Origin of the sequence: Wenyingzhuangia sp. 2_MG-2023 (assembly GCF_030548295.1) — a bacterium.
Lineage (GTDB): Bacteria > Bacteroidota > Bacteroidia > Flavobacteriales > Flavobacteriaceae > Wenyingzhuangia.
In genome coordinates this window covers 1-21,041 of the sequence record NZ_JAUOSB010000001.1, presented here as the reverse complement: position 1 = coordinate 21,041, position 21,041 = coordinate 1, and the positions used below count along the sequence as shown (strand labels likewise).

At 32.4% G+C, this 21,041-nt stretch carries 22 protein-coding genes and 1 tRNA gene; 2 read left to right on the top strand and 21 right to left on the bottom strand.

Annotation, left to right across the window (positions count from 1 at the left end):
- Window positions 1-122: 122 nt before the first annotated feature.
- The 9 genes from Q4548_RS00115 to purH all read right to left on the bottom strand — a co-directional run bounded on the left by Q4548_RS00115 (window position 123) and on the right by purH (window position 11,356).
- A complete protein-coding gene (locus Q4548_RS00115; protein WP_303449959.1) occupies window positions 123-2,507 on the bottom strand; it encodes a restriction endonuclease in 2,385 nt (794 codons plus the stop codon).
- Between the two features lie 74 nt (window positions 2,508-2,581).
- Window positions 2,582-3,391, bottom strand: coding sequence for an ABC transporter substrate-binding protein (locus Q4548_RS00110; protein WP_303449956.1), 810 nt, complete (start codon window positions 3,389-3,391; stop codon window positions 2,582-2,584).
- Window positions 3,391-4,224, bottom strand: a complete 834-nt coding sequence (pyrF, locus tag Q4548_RS00105) for an orotidine-5'-phosphate decarboxylase (RefSeq protein ID WP_303449954.1) — start codon at window positions 4,222-4,224, stop codon at window positions 3,391-3,393. Before pyrF ends, Q4548_RS00110 begins: the two co-directional genes overlap by 1 nt.
- Before the next feature lie 62 nt (window positions 4,225-4,286).
- Complete coding sequence (rodA, locus tag Q4548_RS00100; protein ID WP_303449951.1) at window positions 4,287-5,564, bottom strand: rod shape-determining protein RodA; 1,278 nt, start codon at window positions 5,562-5,564, stop codon at window positions 4,287-4,289.
- Window positions 5,561-7,432 (bottom strand): penicillin-binding protein 2, encoded by a 1,872-nt coding sequence (mrdA, locus tag Q4548_RS00095; RefSeq protein ID WP_303449949.1) that lies wholly within the window; start codon window positions 7,430-7,432, stop codon window positions 5,561-5,563. Before mrdA ends, rodA begins: the two co-directional genes overlap by 4 nt.
- Complete coding sequence (gene mreD, locus Q4548_RS00090) at window positions 7,432-7,935, bottom strand: rod shape-determining protein MreD (RefSeq protein WP_303449947.1); 504 nt, start codon at window positions 7,933-7,935, stop codon at window positions 7,432-7,434. The genes mrdA and mreD overlap by 1 nt, the downstream gene beginning before the upstream one ends.
- Window positions 7,928-8,746: a rod shape-determining protein MreC gene (gene mreC, locus Q4548_RS00085; protein ID WP_303449945.1), complete on the bottom strand. Its 819-nt coding sequence runs from the start codon at window positions 8,744-8,746 to the stop codon at window positions 7,928-7,930. The genes mreD and mreC overlap by 8 nt, the downstream gene beginning before the upstream one ends.
- A 4-nt stretch (window positions 8,747-8,750) precedes the next feature.
- A complete protein-coding gene (locus Q4548_RS00080) occupies window positions 8,751-9,779 on the bottom strand; it encodes a rod shape-determining protein (RefSeq protein ID WP_303449942.1) in 1,029 nt (342 codons plus the stop codon).
- A 50-nt stretch (window positions 9,780-9,829) separates the two neighbouring features.
- Complete coding sequence (purH, locus tag Q4548_RS00075; protein ID WP_303449938.1) at window positions 9,830-11,356, bottom strand: bifunctional phosphoribosylaminoimidazolecarboxamide formyltransferase/IMP cyclohydrolase; 1,527 nt, start codon at window positions 11,354-11,356, stop codon at window positions 9,830-9,832.
- 154 nt (window positions 11,357-11,510) lie between these two features.
- Between purH and Q4548_RS00070 the strand changes: the two genes are divergently transcribed.
- Window positions 11,511-12,419, top strand: a complete 909-nt coding sequence (locus tag Q4548_RS00070) for a DMT family transporter (RefSeq protein ID WP_303449936.1) — start codon at window positions 11,511-11,513, stop codon at window positions 12,417-12,419.
- A gap of 19 nt (window positions 12,420-12,438) precedes the next feature.
- On the opposite strand, the gene Q4548_RS00065 is transcribed toward Q4548_RS00070, so the two are convergent.
- From Q4548_RS00065 to cyoE, 12 genes are all read right to left on the bottom strand, one after another.
- Window positions 12,439-12,843, bottom strand: a complete 405-nt coding sequence (locus Q4548_RS00065; RefSeq protein ID WP_303449935.1) for a hypothetical protein — start codon at window positions 12,841-12,843, stop codon at window positions 12,439-12,441.
- A gap of 181 nt (window positions 12,844-13,024) precedes the next feature.
- Complete coding sequence (locus tag Q4548_RS00060) at window positions 13,025-13,423, bottom strand: EamA family transporter (RefSeq protein WP_303449933.1); 399 nt, start codon at window positions 13,421-13,423, stop codon at window positions 13,025-13,027.
- Between the two features lie 9 nt (window positions 13,424-13,432).
- A complete protein-coding gene (mgtE, locus tag Q4548_RS00055) occupies window positions 13,433-14,782 on the bottom strand; it encodes a magnesium transporter (protein ID WP_303449931.1) in 1,350 nt (449 codons plus the stop codon).
- On the bottom strand, window positions 14,763-15,548 hold the full coding sequence (rsmA, locus tag Q4548_RS00050; protein ID WP_303449929.1) for a 16S rRNA (adenine(1518)-N(6)/adenine(1519)-N(6))-dimethyltransferase RsmA: 786 nt from the start codon (window positions 15,546-15,548) through the stop codon (window positions 14,763-14,765). The genes mgtE and rsmA overlap by 20 nt, the downstream gene beginning before the upstream one ends.
- Before the next feature lie 2 nt (window positions 15,549-15,550).
- Window positions 15,551-15,766 carry a hypothetical protein gene (locus Q4548_RS00045; RefSeq protein WP_303449927.1) on the bottom strand — a complete coding sequence of 72 codons (216 nt, stop codon included), beginning with the start codon at window positions 15,764-15,766 and terminating at the stop codon, window positions 15,551-15,553.
- 1 nt (window position 15,767) lies between these two features.
- Window positions 15,768-16,283 (bottom strand): DUF420 domain-containing protein, encoded by a 516-nt coding sequence (locus Q4548_RS00040; protein WP_303449924.1) that lies wholly within the window; start codon window positions 16,281-16,283, stop codon window positions 15,768-15,770.
- A gap of 2 nt (window positions 16,284-16,285) precedes the next feature.
- The gene (locus Q4548_RS00035) at window positions 16,286-16,981 is read right to left on the bottom strand and encodes an SCO family protein (protein ID WP_303449922.1); all 696 of its coding nucleotides are present in this window, start codon (window positions 16,979-16,981) and stop codon (window positions 16,286-16,288) included.
- A complete protein-coding gene (locus tag Q4548_RS00030; RefSeq protein WP_303449920.1) occupies window positions 16,971-17,627 on the bottom strand; it encodes a hypothetical protein in 657 nt (218 codons plus the stop codon). Before Q4548_RS00030 ends, Q4548_RS00035 begins: the two co-directional genes overlap by 11 nt.
- A gap of 75 nt (window positions 17,628-17,702) precedes the next feature.
- Window positions 17,703-18,047 (bottom strand): cytochrome C oxidase subunit IV family protein, encoded by a 345-nt coding sequence (locus Q4548_RS00025; RefSeq protein ID WP_303449918.1) that lies wholly within the window; start codon window positions 18,045-18,047, stop codon window positions 17,703-17,705.
- A 30-nt stretch (window positions 18,048-18,077) separates the two neighbouring features.
- On the bottom strand, window positions 18,078-19,052 hold the full coding sequence (locus Q4548_RS00020) for a cytochrome c oxidase subunit 3 (RefSeq protein WP_303449916.1): 975 nt from the start codon (window positions 19,050-19,052) through the stop codon (window positions 18,078-18,080).
- A gap of 61 nt (window positions 19,053-19,113) precedes the next feature.
- A complete protein-coding gene (locus Q4548_RS00015; RefSeq protein ID WP_303449913.1) occupies window positions 19,114-19,701 on the bottom strand; it encodes a cytochrome c oxidase subunit 3 in 588 nt (195 codons plus the stop codon).
- Between the two features lies 1 nt (window position 19,702).
- Window positions 19,703-20,602, bottom strand: coding sequence for a heme o synthase (cyoE, locus tag Q4548_RS00010; RefSeq protein ID WP_303449910.1), 900 nt, complete (start codon window positions 20,600-20,602; stop codon window positions 19,703-19,705).
- A 245-nt stretch (window positions 20,603-20,847) separates the two neighbouring features.
- Here cyoE and Q4548_RS00005 point away from each other — a divergent pair.
- A tRNA-Leu gene (locus Q4548_RS00005) sits at window positions 20,848-20,933 on the top strand.
- Window positions 20,934-21,041 lie beyond the last annotated feature (108 nt).

Sequence of the window (21,041 nt, the reverse complement as noted above, 5' to 3'; positions counted from 1 at the left end):
TTTTTTACGAGGTTTTTTGTGTTTTATAGATAGTATGTTTGTTGTGAAGATATAACTGTTAGGTATTGATTGTGTTGCGTGGTTTTTTGTGCGGATTTCAATACACAATAAAATAGGTCACTTTAAAATGGCAAATCGTTCGGATTATCATTTAATCGTATTAGGTACGATGAATCGTTAGTTTTCTCCTCAAGGTCATAGTCGTAATCTTGGTCATAGTTGTATTCGTAGCCAAAGTCAAAATACTCTGGAGTTAAATCTTCGTCTATAGAGTTGCTTTCTTTTTTTAAACTTAAGGAATTCAAATTATTTTGTAATGCTATGTCATTCCAATTAGGTGTTAATAGAATATCATATTTGATGTTTAAATCCTCAAACATGTAGTTGTTAAAAAAGGATATATAGTTTTCTATTCGATCAATCACATCCAAATGCTCATCTACGTAAGTGTTTGATTTAAGAAGGTAGTTGTATTGAAATTCAATTTCATTTTTTAATAGAAATTTACACGACAAATAAATTTCCTTTATTAGGTAAGAGTATTTAGAGGATGTTAAAGAGTTAAAATTAAATTTTTCTTTAAAGTTTAAATTTAAATTATTCTGGAATAAATGAATATAATTAGAAACTTCACCTATACTTTTACAGTTAAGAATAATTCTCAAAAAATACTCGTAATCAAGTTTGCAAATGATAGATAGTAATTTTTTTTCTCTAATAGAATTTTTTAAAAATTGTAATGAGTATGATTGAAGAATAACATTTCCACTAATAAAATCCCATTGATAAATACTTTTTAAGATTTTTAGTATTACGTTTATTTCATCAGGAGCATATGAAGCTAAAAATAAAATAGCTTTATATTTCTCGACTTCAGATATTTTATTTTTTGAAAATTTAGAAATAAAGATATTTATTAATTTTTTTTCAATATTCTTTTTTTCAAATGGTTTATAAAAAACAAACCATTGTTCAATATATATTGAAGAAGATAATATTCTTGTTAATTCATAATTATTGTTTTCGATGTAGTACTTAAGAAAATCTTCAAGTGATGGGTTTATAAAGTTGAATTCGATATAATTATTATAGCTATAACTTATGATAAAACCTTCGTTTAAAATTCTTAGACTATCATTAAAAGGATTTGTTGGTTTAAAAAAATTATTCTCTCTGACTTCATAAGTAATTCTCGAATCAAATGCTAGTTCAAGAGATTTTTTAGAAGCTTTAGAGCCTAGGGAGTATAATGAGTATAACAAAAATCGTTCTTTGTCAGAAATCTGCTTATTGTAAGCATGTTCCCAAATTCTTTTGGGGTTTGCTAAATTTTCGGTTATAAATGAATGAAAAGATGAAGTATCTAATTCACCTATATAATGTTTGTTGGTAAAGAATTCTAAATGTCTAGGAGAAAAATTACTATGGGTACATATTAAATGAGCAAGTGTTTTAAGGACTTCTTTTTTTTGAGAGCTAAGTTCAAATTCATTTATATGATTGTCTAGCATTCTTCTTTTAGCTCCATAACTATATGTATGTAGTTCTATTTTAGCTTCAGCTCTTAAAGGATTGAAGTTTTTAAATCTTTCCGATTCATCAAGAAAAGAATTAAGAATGAATTTTCGTGTATTAAGAATTAAAAGTTTGTTTTTAGAGTTTTCTATTCTAGAAATAATCTTTAGTAAATATGTTTCAGCAGATTTAGATTTTTGAATTTCCGCTTGTGTATGCCCCAAGAAATCATCAAAATAAAAGATTTGTTTTGATTCGTCATCTTTTAATTCTAACTCTATCTCTCTAATGTCATCATAAATAACCGTTAACTGATATTTTTTTGATAGATATCTATAAATTAAAATTTCTGAAAGTGTGGTTTTTCCAACTCCGGGTTCTCCAGTTATAATTAAGAAATTATTTTCATTAAGAATATTGATAGCTTTGTAATGTTCTCTAGTTATTACAAATAGTCGAAGTTTTTGCTTAATTTGATTTTCTTGAAATTCATTTTTTCTACCTATAAATTTATATTGTTGAATTTTTTGAATAGCTACTGCACTCGAAAGCCATAGTTTAAAATGGTTTTCTTCAATATGTTTATTTTTCCTTAGTATGTCGTTTAAATCATCTTTACCGTAAATGTCAGAGATGTTTTTTATATATGGAGAAAAAATATTTTTAATTATACGTTTGTTCTCAAAACTAAGTTCCAAGGATGTTACAAAAATATATTTTTTAGGGTTTAGAGTATGGACTTTGGATACTTCATTTTTTTCTAAGTCTCTCCTCAAAGTTGCAAAAGAGCTTTTATAATAATGTTTTATCTGTACTACTATTTCTTTTTCATTTTTATCAGATGAATGTAAAAGATCAATACCACCATCTTTCCCAGGTTTAAAACTTCGGAATGGAACAGATCCTTCAAGCGAAGAACTTTCATTAAGAAGATCACAAACTAGTTTTTCAAAATCATTTGAATTTAGAGTGGAAAAGTCGTAGTCAGACATTGAATAATATTTATCCTACGAATTTAAAGAAAAAAAATACAGATAAATAGGCCTGTGTTATAGAGATGAGTGATTTATTTAAAACTACTCAAAGTGATGCGTTCTCTTAAAGCTTTAAAATAATCAAAAGCCTGCAGAAGACGAGAACCAAACCAACTAAACATTTCACCATCAACATATACTGCACTAGCGTGGTGTGTAAATCTACCTAGTTCAAAAACATGTTTGTCGTTAAAATGAAAAGGCTCTGAAGAGAAAAATACAAAATCAGGATCACCTTCTAGTCTTATTTTTTTAGCTTCTATAATTGGGTAACTTTCTTTGCTTTGGTAAATATTATCAAACCTATTTAAGGTCAATAAATGGTTGATGTAGGTGTTGTTTCCAGCCACCATCCATGGTTTGTACCAAATAAGATAGGCCGCTTTTTTGATGTCAAAACCTGCAACAAAAAGCTGAAAGTCTCTCAGTTTTAAATCAATTTTGATGTTCAATAAATCTGCTTCAGTTCTACGATTTAACAACAAACCAAAGTTAGAAATCATGTGTTTAGAATCTTCGATAGTTTTAATATCGGTTACATATACCTGTGTGAATTCTTGAAGTTGAGCTACAATCTCTGGTGTGTTTTCTTCTTTATTGCAAAAAATCAAATCAGGATGTAGTTCTTTTATTTTATCGATGTTCACTTTTTTAGTACCGCCAACAATGGTTTTGGTATGTTTAAAGTGAGCAGGATGTACACAATAAGACGTAATTCCAACAATAGAACTTTCTAAGTTTAAATCGTACAGTGTTTCTGTAATAGAAGGCACCAAAGATACAATTCGGTTACGTTTAGCATCAAAGGAAAGTACGTTTCCTAAATCATCAATAAAAGTCATTAAATGATGTTTTTATCAGTCAAAATTACAGACATTTTTTGTTGTAAATCTAGTGCTTCTTTTTGAGCAGCTTCGGCAAAATCCAATCCATTGCTAGCGTATAAAATTCCTCTAGAAGAGTTGATCAACAAACCAATGTTTTCTTGGTTAATTCCGTATTCACACACATCTTCTAAACTACCTCCTTGTGCTCCCACACCTGGAACAAGTAAAAAATGATTAGGAGCAATTTCACGAATTCCCTTAAAGTATTCTGCTTTGGTTGCACCCACTACAAACATCAAGTTTTGTGCATTTTTCCATGTCAACGACGTTTTAAGAACTTCTTTATACAAAGGTTGTCCGTTGGTCAGAGTTTGTCCTTGAAAATCCAAACCACCACTGTTAGATGTTAGAGCCAACATAATGGTGAACTTGTTTTCAAAAGCTAAAAAAGGTTCTACAGAATCGCTACCCATATAAGGAGCAACGGTTACAGAGTCAAAATTTAAATCTTCAAAAAAAGCTTTTGCATACATGGTAGATGTGTTTCCAATATCTCCACGTTTGGCATCTGCTATGGTAAATATTTCAGGATGCTTTTCATTAATGTAAGCAATGGTTTTGTCTAAAGACTGCCAACCTTTTATTCCATATGCTTCAAAAAAGGCTGTGTTGGGTTTGTAGGCTACCGCTAGATGATGTGTAGCATCAATAATTTGTTTGTTAAACTCAAAAATAGGATCTTCGGTTTCTAAAAGATGCGGCGGAATTTTATTCAAATCAACATCCAGCCCTATGCATAAAAAAGACTTTTTCTTTTTTATTTCTGAAACTAATTTCTCGATAGTCATGAGTTCTATTTTATTTTTTATGATGCAAAAATAAGGATAAGCCACTAAATAATCACCCTAAATTATAAGATGTAATTTTTAGAAGCATCAAGTTTTATGAAAATAAACAAAAGCATGGTAAATCCCCATAAAGACGAACCTCCATAGCTAAAAAATGGAAGTGGAATTCCGATGGTTGGAAATAAGCCAATCACCATAGCGATGTTGATTAGAACATGAAAAAAGAAAACGCAAGCAACTCCGTAACCGTAAACTCTACTAAAGGTAGATTTTTGTTTTTCGGACAAACGGATGATTCGTAAAATTAAGGTCATAAAAGTCAGCACAACCAAGCAACAACCTAAAAATCCCCATTCTTCACCAATGGTGCTAAAAATATAATCAGTGTCTTGTTCGGGTACAAACTTACCTTGGGTTCGGTCTCCTTGCAAATAGCCTTTACCAGACAAACCTCCAGAAATAATGGTTTTGATGGATTGATAGGTATTGTATCCAATATCACTTGTATCTTCACTCAGTCCTAAAAGTACGTTGAATCTATCTCGGTGTCGTTGTTTAAAAACATGGTTGAATAAGTAGTATATACTGTAAATATACCCTATAACCACACCAAAAATCCCAATGATTTTACCCCATTCAAAACGCAGTATTTTTTTTTGAACTTTGGAAATGTACCATAGCAAACAGAGTGTAAGAATGGTAACTACAATCATAACGTATAAATACCCAAAAACAAGGGTGGTTAAAAACAAAACAATTGCTAACGTTCCGATAATCAAAATATTTGGATGTAAACCTTCTCTGTGAAAAAGTAAAATCAATGAGACGTACACCAATGCAGAACCCGGATCAGGTTGTAATGTAATTAGAAGAGCAGGAATGCTAATAATGGTAAAAGCTTTGGCTTTGTCTATAGCAAGTTTAAAATTGAATTGTTTGTCGTTTAAAAGCCTTCCTAAAGCTAGGAGGGTTCCTGTTTTTGCAAACTCGGTAGGTTGTATGCTTAGTCCACCAATGCTGTACCAAGAAGTAGCCCCGTTGATGTTTTTTCCAAAGAGAAACAGACCAACAAGTAGCAAAAGACAGCCGAGGTAAATAAAAGCGGCAAATTTTTCGTAAAAATAACTATCAATAAAAAGTAGAAAAAGTGAAATTACAATTCCTAATCCTATCCAAATAATTTGTTTTCCATACCGTGTACCAAAATCAAACACTTCATGGTGAGATTCTGTGCTTGCTGCAGCATAAATGTTCATCCATCCAAAAATTACTAAGAATAAATAAATAAGGATCAACGTTAAATCCGCTTGGGCGAGTATGTTTATTTTTTGACTTCTCAATTTTTTAATTGAAGGTTTAGTTGTTTTTTATATTCTTTTTCTAATGATTGGTTGATGACTCTTTGTTCCCAATATTTTAGAGATTGTGTGCCTAATAAATATTTTTCAATCATCAAACTAGCAATAGGAGCAGCAATCATAGAACCGTAACCTCCATTTTCTACAAATACGGCCAAGGCAATTTTAGGATTGTCTTTAGGAGCAAATGCTACAAAAATAGAATGGTCTTCTAGTTCAAATTTCTTTCCATTTTTTCGAATGTAGTTTTGTACAGTTCCAGTCTTTCCACAAATATCAATTCCTTTTATTTGAACATGTTTTGCAGTTCCTGTTTTGTAAACATCAGACATTCCTTCTATTACAGGTTTAAAATGTTCGGGTTTTACAGTGGTAATTCTTTTGGTGCTGTATTTTTCTATTTGATGAGGTTTTTGGTTGATTTCTTTGATTACATGTGGCGTGTAGAAAAAACCTCTATTGGCAATAGCTACAGTAAGATTGGCCAGTTGAATAGGGGTTGTAACAATTTCTCCTTGACCAATTGCGTTGGAAATAATGGTAGACGATTGCCAATTTTTGCTAGGATAATATCGATCGTAATAACTAGAAGTAGGAATAAAACCTTTTCTACCTGTAGGCAAATCATATCCTAGATATTGTCCCAAGCCAAAAGAACGCAAATGTCTTGTCCAGTTGTTTAAACCTTCTCCTGTGTTTTGTTTTTTGTCTATAATACGTTTAAATACATTGGAGAAATAACTGTTGCAAGATTTGGCAATTGCGGTTTGTAATTGAATAGGTCTACCCACAATACCACAGTGACAACCCATAAATTCGCTAGGTAATTTACCATATCTAAAACCATGATGGCAATAAAAACTGGTGTACTCATTAATGACTCCTTCTTGCAAGCCAATCAATCCTTGTACAAGTTTAAATGGAGAACCAGGGGAGTATGCTGCTTGCAAACCTCTATCAAACATGGGCTTGTTGATGCTATCGTTGAATAAAATTACTGAGTTTCTTGACTTGTCTCTACCCACCATCAAATTAGGATCGTATGATGGTGCTGTTATCAAAGCTAAAATTTCTCCTGTAGCAGGTTCTATAGCCACAATTCCACCACGTTTTCCAGACATTAAAAGTTCTCCATACTTTTGTAACTCTAGATCAATGGTTAGTTTTAAATCTTTACCTGGCATGGGCAAGGTGTCATAAATCCCTTCCTTATAAGGGCCAATCACTTTATTCAGACGATTTCTAAGTTTGTAAGAAACTCCTTTTTTTCCTCTTAGTTCATTTTCATATTCTTTCTCGATTCCAGCGGTACCAATCAATTCCCCTTGTTCATAGTAATCATTTTTTTTAGCCAATTCCTCGTTTACTTCGTTGATGTAACCAAGTACGTTGGCAGCAGAAGTATGCGGGTAAGTTCTCATGTTTTTTTTCTGAACACTAAAGCCTTTAAATTTGTGGATTTTCTCTTGTAAAAAAGCGTAGTCTTCTTTAGATAGTTGATTTAAAAAAACCGAGGGCAACCAAGGAGAATAGACATATGCTTTATTGTATCTGTTGATAAGATATTCTTTGTCAATTTTTAACAATCGACACAATTCAAGAGTGTCAAAAGGTTTTACTTCATTAGGTACTATTTTTACATCGTAAGTATGTTCGTTGGCAATTAATAATTGACCGTTTCTATCAAATACAAAACCTCTAGGAGGATACGTGTATACTTTTTTGATACTAGATCCACTAAGTGCAACTTCTGTTTTGTCGTGTACTAAAACTTGTAAGTAATAAAGTCTAGCCACAAAAATAATGCTTGTTAAAACAACAAGAAAAGGGAAAAGTTGGCTTTTTTTCATTATTTGTTTGGACTAAAAATGGATATAAATACGACTGTAACAAAGGTAGTAAAAATACTACTTACAAAAGATTTCCATACAATTGTCCAAGCAAAGGATACGTCAAAATAAGAAAGACTAAATAGCATCAAGTGATGTAAGAAAGCCAAAGAAAATACCATAGCTATCATAGTAGCTGTTCCATAATTGTTGTATTTAAAGGCTTTCATATGTAGTTCGTTTTGGCTCAACAGTCTTTTGAAAATAGAAAGTCTTAAAAAAGCAATCAAAGTAAAAGAAGCAGCATTAATTCCACCCGAATTTCCAAAAAAATCTAAAGCTAATCCAAACAAAAAACTAGGAAGTAGAATGGTGCTTTTTTCAGTTCTAATAGGGTACCACAGTACAAAAAGAATACACCATTGAGGGTTTATATAATCAAAAATTCGCATTTGATTTCCTATCAATACTTGACTTAGTATTAAAATAACAGCACGAAGTATTATTTTAATATTGTTATTCATAAGTCGTTTTTTCTAAGTTCTTAATTTCTGATTTGTGTAAATTTTCTATCACATACACATTGTTAACGGTCCTAAGATCGTTAAACAATTTGACATCAATATTTTGATGACGGTTGTTGTTGTATCCAACTTTGTGAACACTACCTATTAAAATTCCTTCTGGAAAAATAGCAGAACGACCTCCAGTTACAATGGTGTCACCTACTTTTACCTGAGCTTGTCTAGGAATGTCAAGCAATTGTACAATATTGGTGTTTTTTCCATTCCAAGAAATAGTTCCAAAATAGGGGGTGTTTTTAAATTTAGCATTGGTTTTAAAATACTTGTTTAGTACAGAAATAGCAACGCTATAATTTTGAGAGTTTTTGGCAATAATACCTACAATACCTTGGCTATTAATGATTGCCATATCTGCTTGCACTCCGTCATTTTCACCTTTATCTAGTGTGATGAAATTGTTATTTTGATGGTAGTCATTGTTGATGATGGATGCAGAAATATATCTATAACCTTGTTCTGTTTTTTGCGTAAGGCTACTATCTACAGGAGTGGTTATGTTTCTTGTTTCTATTAAGTTGTGTAGCCTTTCGTTTTCTTGAATTAAGAGTTTGTTTTCTACTCTAAGATTAAAAAAGCTACTTAAAGTAATGGCATTGTTATAGATACCTCCTGTTAAAGAGTTGGCAGAGTTGATGAACTTACTTTTTTGATAAGAATGTAATTGAATGGTAAAGAATAGCGCAATTAACTCAAAAAGACAAAACAGAAACACATGTTTGTTTTTTTGAATTATATAAATAATAAATTGCATTTGTCTAGTTTAATAAAACAGATTTGTATTTGTCCAATTCTTTCAAAGCAATTCCTGTACCTCTAACAACTGCTCTAAGTGGATCTTCAGCAATGTAAACGGGTAAATCTGTTTTTCTTGACAGACGTTTATCCAAACCTCTTAACATTGAACCACCACCTGCTAAATAAATACCTGTATTGTAAATATCGGCAGCCAATTCTGGAGGTGTAGAAGACAAACACTCCATAACAGCATCTTCAATTCTCAAAATAGATTTGTCCAAAGCTTTGGCAATTTCTCTATAAGAAACTTGTACTTGTTTTGGTTTACCACTTAATAAGTCACGTCCTTGTACCAACATATCTTCTGGTGGAGTTTCTAAATCTTCGGTTGCAGCACCTATCTGAATTTTAATTTTTTCAGCAGTAGCTTCTCCTACATGTAAGTTGTGTTGGGTACGCATGTAGTACATAATATCAGCAGTAAATAAATCTCCAGCTACTTTTACAGATTTGTCACAAACAATTCCAGCTAAAGCAATTACGGCAATTTCGGTAGTACCACCACCTATATCAATAATCATGTTACCACGAGGCTCCATAATATCAATACCTACACCAATGGCCGCAGCCATTGGTTCAAATATTAGGTATATTTCTTTTGCATTCATGTGTACAGCAGAGTCTCTAACAGCTCTTTTTTCAACTTCTGTAATTCCAGAGGGGATACATATCACCATTCTTAAAGAAGGTGCAAAGACTTTTTTCTTTATAGAGGGAATGCTTTTCACAAACTGTTTGATCATTTCTTCAGAAGCTTGGAAATCAGCAATAACACCATCCTTTAGAGGTCTAATGGTTTTGATGTTTTCGTGTGTTTTTCCTTGCATCAAACTGGCATCTCTACCTGTAGCAATAATCTTACCTGTGGTTCTGTCTCTTGCAACAATAGAAGGTGAATCTATCACTACCTTACCCTCATGGATAATTAGCGTGTTTGCTGTTCCTAAGTCTATAGCAATATCTTCAGTCCAAAAGTCAAAAAATCCCATGGTTTTGTTTGTGTTTTATTTTTTATGCTGTATGCACAAATGTAATCAATTTAATGTTTGAAATGACGTGTTCCTGTGAATACCATTCCAATTCCATTTTGGTTACAGTAGTCTATAGACAACTGATCTTTGATAGAACCTCCTGGTTGAATTACAGCTTCAATTCCTGCGTTGTGTGCAATCTCTACACAGTCAGGAAATGGGAAAAATGCATCACTAGCCATTACTGCTCCTTTTAAGTCAAACTCAAAGTGTTTTGCTTTTGCAATAGCTTGCTCTAATGCATCTACACGAGATGTTTGTCCTGTTCCACCAGCACATAATGTTTTATTTTTTACCAATATGATAGTATTGGATTTGGTGTGTTTACAAATTTTAGAAGCAAACAATAAATCGTCTATTTGAGCATCAGTAACTACTTTTTCGGTTACATTTTTCAAATCTTCTTTTTTGTCTGTAATTAAGTTTGCATCTTGAAATAATACTCCGTTTAATGCAGTACGGTAAGATACTTTTGGTAACTCAACATCTTTTAAAATTAAGATGACTCTGTTTTTCTTTCCTTTTAAAACTTCTAAAGCATCTGCATCATATGCTGGAGCAATAACTACTTCACAGAATAATTTGTGAATTTCAGTAGCAGTAGCTACATCAATAGTTTTGTTAGCAATTAAAACACCTCCAAAAGCAGAAGTTGGATCACCTGCTAAGGCATCTACATAAGCGTCTTTCAAGTTGTCTCTTTGTGCAAATCCACAAGCGTTGTTGTGTTTTAAAATGGCAAAAGTAGGAGCTTCTCCTTTAAATTCGTTAATTAAATTTACGGCAGCATCTACATCTAACAAGTTGTTAAACGATAATTCTTTACCGTGTAATTTATCAAACATAGCATCTAAATCTCCGTAGAAAGCACCTTTTTGATGAGGGTTTTCTCCGTAACGTAAAGAAGTAACTTTGTCAAAAGATTGACGGAAGTTTGTTTCTTCTTCGTTCATGTAATTATAGATTGCAGAATCGTAGTGAGAAGAAACAGCAAATGCTTTTGCAGAAAAACGTTTTCTATCTTCAATAGATGTGTTTCCTTTATCAGCAGAAATAATATTTAAAAACTCATCGTATTGTTCCATTGAAGAAACACAGATTACATCTTTAAAGTTTTTAGCAGCTGCTCTAATTAAAGAAATTCCACCGATATCAATTTTTTCAATAATATCTTGCTCAGGAGCACCACTTGCTACGGTGTTTTCAAAAGGATACAAATCTACAATTACAATATCCATTTCTGGAATTTCAAACTCAGCTAATTGCGCTTTGTCTCCTTCGTTATCTCTACGGCTTAAAATACCTCCAAATACTTTTGGGTGTAAAGTCTTAACACGTCCACCTAAAATTGATGGGTATGAAGTAATATCTTCAACAGCCACACAATCAATACCTAAATCTCTAATGAATTTTTCAGTTCCACCAGTAGTGTAAATAGTAATTCCTAACTCGTTAAATTTTCTAACAATTGGCTCTAAACCATCTTTGTGAAAAACTGAAATTAAAGCTGATTTAGCTTGCTTCGTAGTACTCATTTTTATGAATTTCGATTAAAGATGCAAAATTACTAAAAAGAATAGGAAAGCTAAAAAATAAGTGTTTATAATTATAAACCAAATTGATATAAGTTTTACATAAGAACAATGTTAAAACATGTTCTGTAATTATTTATAGTCATATCTTTGCGGTATGTGGGTATACTACGGCCTAATGGCTGCTTTTTTTTTGAGTTTGTACAATTTGTGCAAAAAATGGAGTGTTAGAGAGAATGCTATTTTACCAGTGTTAATTTGTGCCAACGGATTAAGTGTTGTGTTAATGTCTCCAATATATTTTGCTTCTCGCTTTTATCCAGAATCTTTGGAGGGAACAAATTTGTTTATTCCAGAATTGCTTTTGGTGGATCACGCTTTAATTTTGATCAAGGTTTTTTTAATGACTTGTTCTTGGATTTTAGCTTTCTCTGCCTTGAAACATATGCCTATTTCTTTAGTAACGCCTATTAGAGCTTCTGGTCCGTTTTTTACATTGTTAGGAGCTTTTTTCTTGTATGGAGAAAGACCTTCTGAATATCAATGGTTAGGTTTCTTTTTGATTATTTTGTCTATGATAGCGTATTCTTACATTGGAAAGAAAGAAGGAATTAGTTTTAAAACAAACAAGTGGTTTTTAGCCATTGTATTGGCTACCTTTTTTGGAGCTTGTAGCGGATTGTATGATAAATTTTTATTACAAGTTCAGGAATATACTGCAATAACATTGCTGTGGTGGTTCTTTACTTACATAACACTGTTTATGTCTGTTGTTTATCTGTACAACAGAAAATACACCAAACTAACCAATCATAGTTTTCAATGGAGATGGTCTATTTTAGGAATTAGTACTCTTTTATTGTTCGCAGATTATTTTTATTACGAAGGATTGAGTGATCCTGAAGCATTGGTTGTGTTGATGTCTGCCATCAAAAGAAGTCAAGTTTTATTTACAGTAGTAATTGGTGGATTGATTTTTAAAGAGCGAAATTTAGGATTAAAGATTCTTCCATTAATAGGCGTTTTGCTAGGGGTGTTTTTAATTTTGTACAGTTCTAAGTTGTAAAATAGATTGTCAAAATATTTTAGGTTAAGCTTTTTAGGTTGTTTTTCATAACGCTTAATTTGTTGATGTCTTCAAAATAGTATTCTTTAGAATGATCAATGTGATATTCTAATAAAAGGATAGATTTTTTCATGATCTTGATTTTTTGGTCTTTGTTGTTTTCTAACAAACTATCTTGGTACATGATTTTGGAAAGTAAATTCAGTTTATCCATGATGCCTTCTTCTTTTGAATCGAAAAAATCTCGGATGTCTTCTGTGTTTTGTTTTAAAAAGAAAGTAGAGTCATTGCCTAGCATTTTATAACATTGATCTATTTTAATTTTAGCATCTTCGGTATCATCATTTTTAATGCCATGAACAATTTCATTTAGTGCATCTGTAAGTGTAGTGATGAGTCTTAGAATGTAATCTTTTTTATACATAACAGTTTGTTTTAAAAAGTTGATATTGAAGATTGCGACTCATACGAAGCTAAAAAACAAAGTTCAGAAATAGTCTGTTAAATATCAGTTGCTTAAGTCTTAAACACCAGTAAATGATAGGTGTGTTAAGTGAAAATAAGGTGATTTTGGAAAAACTTTGTTTCAATTAACTGTTTGTAAGTTAAAAGGTAACCAAAATTACAGAAATCAATCCTAGTACAATTCCAATAACTTTTACAGTAGTTAACTGTTCTCCTAAAAAGAAAACTCCCAGTGCTATTGTGATTAAAAGGGCCATGTTTCTGATTGGAACTACTGTGCTTAGTTTTCCGTGTTTTAAGGCTAAAAAGAAACAAACTTGAGCCAAGCCTCCCAAAATACCACCCACAGCAATTAATTTGAAATGTTTTCCATCAAATTTGGTTTTTTCTACCAAAGACAAAACACCTAAGACAACCATATGACTCATGATAAAAATAGCTGCACCCAAACCTGTAGAGAAAAAAGGAGTTCCTTGCTTGTAAAAGAAAACAGCAACACCAAAAAAAATCATGGCTAAGATAGCGTATACAATAGACATTAGCAGAATTTATATAGGAAGTATCAGTCGAGCAATAGAGAAGTAAATAAAAATTCCAAAAATATCATTACTAGTGGTAATAAAAGGTCCAGTTGCAAGTGCAGGATCTATCCCTTTTTTATCTAAGACAATAGGTACAAAGGTTCCTATCAATGCAGCAATAATAATTACAATTACCAAAGAAGAAGCAATGGTCAAACTAATCAAAAAATCATATTGACGGATAAAACCATAACCAATAATAAGAGTTCCTAGAGCAAGTCCGTTCACCAAACTCAAACCAATTTCTTTCAGCATTCGATCCCACATACTACCTTTTATATTGTTATTGGCCAGACCTTGTACAATAATAGCAGAAGATTGTACACCAACATTCCCTGCAAGAGCAGCAATAAGAGGTGTATAAAAGAACAACATAGGATAGTCATTAAAAATAGCTCCGAAATTTCCCATAATTCCACCAGAGCAAAAACCTCCCAAAAGACCTAAAATTAACCAAGGAAGTCTTGCTTTTGTCAATTCTAAAACTGAATCACTCGCTTCAACATCGTCAGTAATACCTGCCGCTATTTGGTAATCTCTTTCTGCTTCGTCTTTAATGATATCGACAATGTCATCAATGGTAATTTGACCAACTAAGCGATTCATTTCATCTACTACAGCAACCACAACCAAATCGTATTTTTGCATGATTTTGGCAACATCTTCGGCTTTGTCATCTACTTTTACAGAAGTAATAGAAGGTGTATAAACGTCGTTTACCAAACTTTTGGTAGACGTTGTTAACAAACTTTTTAAAGAAAGTCTCCCTTTTAGAACATCGTTGTCATCCACTACGTAAATAGTGTACACTCTTTCAATATCCTCGGCCTGTAGTCGCATTTCTTTAATGCTTCGTAAGTTGGTCCAGAAGTTTTTTACTTTTACCAACTCTTTTCCCATCAAACCTCCTGCAGTATCTTCATCGTAACGTAAAAGATCTACAATGTCTTTTGCGTGCTCAACATCTTCTATTTTAGAAATAACCTCTTCTTTCTGTTCTTCAGACAATTCAGAAAGTACATCAGCAGCATCGTCAGATTCTAACTCGTCAACTTCTTTAGCAATTTCAGCAGAAGACATTCGTTTTAAAATTTCTTCACGATAATCTTCGTCTAGTTCTACAATAGCATCAGAAGTTTTGTCCGTATCTAAAATTTTGATGATTGCAACAGCCAAATCAGGCTCTATTTCTTCAAAAAGTTCGGCCAAATCGGCATAATGCACATTAGAAAAAATCTCGGTTAGTTGCTGTATGTCGTTGTTGGCAATTAAAAGAGATGCATGGTTGATGAATTCTTTATTGATTTGAAATTCCATCTTGTTCAATTAAAGCAGTTAGTTCTGTAAATCCTTCAACAGAAATTTGTTCTGGACGCTTGTCAAAGATAGGATTTGTTCTTAAATCATCGGATAGGTTTAAGCTTTTTAAACTATTTCTTAACGTTTTACGTCTTTGTCCGAATGCTGTTTTTACCACATGTTTGAACAATCTGTCTGGAACACTAAGGGTTAAACTTTCTTTTCGCTTCATAACTAAAACACCAGATTCTACCCTTGGAGGCGGATTGAAAACGGTTGGAGGAACGGTAAACAAATATTCGGTGTTGTAATAAGCTTGTGTTAAGACTGAAATAATTCCGTAAGTTTTGCTACCAGGAGGAGCACATATTCTTTGAGCTACTTCTTTTTGAAACATTCCTCCAAATTCTGGAATAGAAGCTCTATTTTCGATAGTTTTGAAAACAATTTGACTAGAAATATTATAAGGAAAGTTACCAATAATTGCAAATTGCTCTCCTTTGAAAATTTCGGATAAATCCATTTTCAAAAAATCTTTTCCATAAATTCTTGGTCCCAAATGGAGGTAGTGTGCTTGTAAATATTCTACAGACTCATCGTCTATTTCTATTACATGCGTTGTGTATTTTTTTTTCAACAAATACTTAGTCATCATTCCCATTCCGGGTCCTATTTCTAGTACTTGGTTGTATCCTTTTTCTGACAATATATCAGCAATTTTTTCTGCAATACTTTCATCGGTTAAAAAATGTTGCCCTAAATGTTTTTTTGCTCTTACTGACATATCTATTTGTTTTTTTGATAATTCCTCCATAAAATAAAGGCTATGATAGCAACTAAAATATAAGGAATCACCATCAATGTAACAATTCCATCATTCAGACCTTCAGCCAATCCTGAATCTCCATTTTCTACCACAGCTTTACACATAGCACACTGGCTATAACCAAAGGGAATTGAACTTAATAATGAAAATAAAATTAGGAATTGTATACGCTTCATCTTAATAGTATGGATTGATCATCATATAAACCACCACCCCAGTTACGGCTACATACAACCATATTGGGAAAGTGTATTTGGCTATTTTTCGGTGCTTTTCTACTTCCATATTAATTCCTCTTACAAAGGTGGTCAATACCAATGGAATAACAACAACAGATAGTATAATATGTGTGATTAAAATAAAGTAATAGATGTATTTAATAACTCCTTCACCTCCGTATTTGGTGGAATCACTAGTCATGTGATACAGCACATAGAACACCAAAAATAATGTTGAACAAACTAATGCCGCTTTTATGCACAATTCATGTTTTTTAATATCTCCTTTTTTAACAAAAACTACAGCAACAACTAAGAGTACTGCCGTAATTGCATTGATTGTAGCGTAAATAGGAGGTAAGAATACAGGCAATGTAATGTCTAATTTTACACTAAACAATATGACAACAACTACGGGAATTACAATGGATAATAGGGTGATGAGTTGTTTGTAGTTTTTAGTTTGTTTTTTCATGACTATTCATTTTCTAATAATAATTGTATGTCTTCTATTAGCAATGCTACTTCTTTTTCGTCGGTACCTTGGTAATAAATTTTAGGGTTTCCGTATGGATCTTTACGAGATCTTAAAAAACCATTCTTGTCTACCAACGCAAAAAAACCTTGGTGTTCAAAACCACCTTCAACTTCAGGATTCAATTCTGCAAAAATATTCAAGCCTTTGTTGGCCATTTCGTAAATGGTTTCTCTATCACCTGTTAAGAAATGCCAGTTTAAACTAGTAACTCCATAATTTTCTGCATATTCTTTTAGTTTGATAGGAGTGTCTACGGTTGGATTTATGGTGAAAGATGCAATTCCAAAATCGTCTCTTTTTCCAAATTCCTTTTCTATAGTCAACATGTTTCTGTTCATAATCGGACAGATGGAAGGGCAAGTAGTAAAGAAAAATTCTACAACAAAAACTTTTCCATTATAATCAACATTAGAAATAGTTTGATTGTTTTGATCTGTAAAAACAAAATCAGGCATTTTTCTGGCTTTGTGATCAATTTCAAAATACGTCAAACCGCTAGGGTTCAGTTCTTCTTCTTTCTGTTCTTGTGTGGTTCTATTTCTAGGTTCTAAATGGTGTTTGTAATTTCTAACTACAAACGCTCCAAAAAGTAGGACAATTAAAGCAATTCCTACATAAGAGTATTTATTTTTCATCTTTTCCTAATCTTTCTTTTCTGGATGTTGTGGATACTTCTTGTTCGTAAAATACATTTTTAGTGTCTGTTACCAATTTGTTTTTTAAATCGTTTACAGATAGCATATTGTAACAAAAAACGTCTTCTCCAAGTTTATCATCGTCTGTTCTTCCTCTTTGATTGTTTTTTTTGTCTATTATAAACGCATCGTCGGATGCAAAATTATGATCTAAAGAAGATTTTGTTTTCAGAGAATTGTAAAGTGTTTGTGTTTGTAGTGAGTCTAAACAAATAAATTTCCATTTGTATAAATCTTCACTTCCATTTGTTTTTATCAATCTATTTTTAATGATTTCTATCTTTGGATTGTTTTCACCAACATAAAAAGAAATCATCTGAAATTTTTTGTATTTGGCTAATTTTTTAAAAGCAACTTCATTGATGTTGAAAAGCTGTGTGTCTTTTAAATTTGGATTCTTTCCTAAAAAATGAACAATGTTGATGTTGTTTTTAAAAGAAGTTGTGTCTTTTTTAAAATTAGCAACTTCTATCACATTGGTTTTAAAAGTTTCGCAAGGTTTAAAATTTACCTCTCCCATAGACAAAAAGATAAAAAACGCCAAGGGACCTATAAAAAGGAGAGAAAGAATGATTGTTTTCTTCATAATTATTATCATTTGGGTACTAAAAAAGGTGGATAAATCCACCTTTTGTATAGTTGTAACTCACGATGTGGTGAATTAATATTTCCAGTTCACTAAAGGAGCTAAAGTATCGTGTAAATATCCTCCTTCAATCAATAACAAAGTTATCAAATAAGGGATTAAGATAATCAAAGGAAGTACGATAGAGTTTAAAAAGTTTTTACGCTCGTGGTTTAGGTGCATAAAGTACCACATGATACCTGCTGCTTTTACCAATGTTAAGATGATAAAAATCCAGTTTAACAAAGATGTTCCTAAGAAATTTGTATAATGCAATCCGTGAGGTTTGATAATTCCTAAGATTACCTCTACGATAGTTACTAATGATAAGAATCCGAATACTTTCCAGATTAACGTAGTGTTTGATTCGTGTTGTGCCATAATATACTTATGTTTTTGCTTTTTTTATAATTAAACTAAGTAGAAGAATGTAAATACAAATACCCACACTAAATCTACAAAGTGCCAGTACAATCCAACTTTCTCAACCATTTCATAGTGTCCTCTCTTCTCGTAAGTACCTAACAATACATTTACGAAAATGATAATGTTGATGGCAATACCAGAACATACGTGGAAACCGTGAAAACCTGTAATGAAGAAAAAGAAATCAGCAAATTGACTTGAACCGTATTCGTTTACCTCTAAGTTAGCACCTCTTACTACTCTTGATGATTGCTCTAAAAACTTTAAAGCTTCTGCTTTGTCCTGAATAACAATTTTTTGTTTTGTTTCAGGGTTTATCTTTTCCAAACGAATTCCAACAGATGGATTGTGTTTGAATGCCTCTACAATTCCTTCTGTAGTGTATTCATAAGTAGTTTTTCCTTCAGAAAACCACAATCCGTTGTTACGAGTGTGTTCTACAAGTTGATTGTCAGGAGTTGCAAACGCTTCTAAAGCAATTTGTTTTCCTTCTTTATCTACAAACTGAATAATTTTACCATCTTTTAATTGAACAGCACCGTATTCACCTTTGATGAAGTTTTTCCATTCCCAAGCTTGAGAACCCACAAAGATCAAACCTCCAATAATAGTTAAAAACATGTACGTAATTACTTTGTTACGTTTCATTTGATGACCAGCATCTACCGCCAATACCATGGTTACAGATGAAAATATCAAAATAAATGTCATCAATGCAACATAATACATTGGATAAGTTCCGTGGATAAATGGAAAGTGAGTGAATACTTCATCGGCAATAGGCCATATGTCAATGAATTTGAAACGAGTCAATCCATAAGCAGATAAGAAACCTGCGAAAGTTAAAGCATCGGATAAAATGAAGAACCACATCATCATTTTTCCATAACTAGCACCTAAGGGTTTAGTTGTTCCACCTTCCCATACATTTGCGACTTGATCAGCAGTTGTTGCTTTCATAAGAGTTATTATTGTTTGTTTATTTCGGTTTTCGTTCGAAAGACAAATTTATAAATTTAGATTAAGTATTAAAATAAAAGAATAAAAATAGTGCAATCCATAGTAAGTCTAAAAAGTGCCAGAAAATACTACCTAATTCTAGCCCTAAAGTGTTGCCGTTGTTATATTTACCTAAGAGTTGTTTTGTCAACATAACAATCAGTACAATTAGAGCAGCAAATATATGAAGCAAGTGAGCACCTACAATGACCATAAGCATGGAAGATGAGATCAAACTCTTGGGTCCTGTAAAAAATAATCCAGAAGCTTTCAATTCATTAAATCCATTGAATTGTGAAATTACAAACCCAATTCCTAACCCTAAAGTAATTATTAAAAGTAGGCTTGTTAAATTTTTATTTTCTTTTTTTCCAAAGTAAACAGCTGCGTGAATTGTGAAGCTACTGATTATAATTAGAACGGTACTTATCACCAAAGAAGTAGGTAAATCAAAAGAAACCCAATCTTCCCTATTGCTACTAATTACATAAGCACTAACCAAACCAGCAAACATCATAGTCATGCTGACTAAGGAGATCCATAACATTGGTTTGGCCGCTTTTTTTCTAGCAACGGTTAACTCTTGTTGAATATTTATTGTGTTTTCCATGTTAATGAAGAAATTTATCGATGATGTAAATAATTTGAACCACGGTGATGTAAAATACACTTGCCAACATTAATTTTTTAGCCGTTTTTTTACTCAAGTCTTTGTATAATTGAATACCATAGTAAAAAATAACGCTTCCACAGATAAAAATAAGCACTGCAGTTAGTGGAAAGATGTAAAAGCTTCCTGTCATTTTAAATACCGGTAGGATAGAGGCAAAAATCAACATAACAGTGTAAATTAATATTTGAACCACTGCTTTTTTGTCTCGTTTTCCCATAGGCAACAAATTGTATCCTGCTTTTAGGTACTCATCATGACCCAACCAACCGATTGCCCAAAAATGAGGAAATTGCCAAAAGAACTGAATCATGAATAGAATTCCTGCTTCTATTCCAAAATGATCTGTAGCGGCAACCCAACCTAGCATAAAAGGAATGGCTCCTGGAAAAGCACCTACAAAAACAGCCAAAGGTGTAACGCCTTTAAGCGGAGTATAAGCACAAGTGTATAAAAATATAGAGATGGCTCCAAAGAGCGCACTTTTTTCGTTGATGCTATACAAAATACCCAAACCTAAAATGGTGAAGCTGATCGCAATAATCATTGCTGTAGTAACATTGTATCTTCCTGTAGGCAAAGGTCTGTTCTGCGTACGCTTCATCAATTTGTCAATGTCTTTTTCTATAATTTGATTGAACGCGTTGGAAGCTCCCACCATTAAATAACCACCTATGGCTAGGAGTGTTACTGTTTTGTAATTGATGGTGTCAACAGCCAGTAAATATCCTGCAACGGCAGAAAAAACAACACTTAGCGAAAGCCCCAATTTGGTGAGTTGCTTAAAATCGCTCATAAAAGTGTTTTCGGAAACTGCCAATGATGTATCAGAATTTGACATTTAGTATTTGATTCTAAATTTTGGGCAAAGATAGAGATAAAATTTACTTAGAAATGAACTTACGGACTAAATTCAATTAAGATTTGAAACTATGTATTTATCTGAATTGAAAAAAAATTAAAAAAAAAATCATTTATTTTTTTATGAATGGAATTAACTGCTATATTTGCACTCGCATTTATAAAATGCAAAACGTTCTTTATAACAGAAATAAAACATACCAAAATATTTAGTGTAAACTAGATGCTCAAGTGGTGGAATTGGTAGACACGCTGGACTTAAAATCCAGTGGGCAGAAATGCCCGTATGGGTTCAAGTCCCATCTTGAGTACAAAGTTTTATAAAGATATTAGTTTACACACGCTCAAGTGGTGGAATTGGTAGACACGCTGGACTTAAAATCCAGTGGGCAGAAATGCCCGTATGGGTTCAAGTCCCA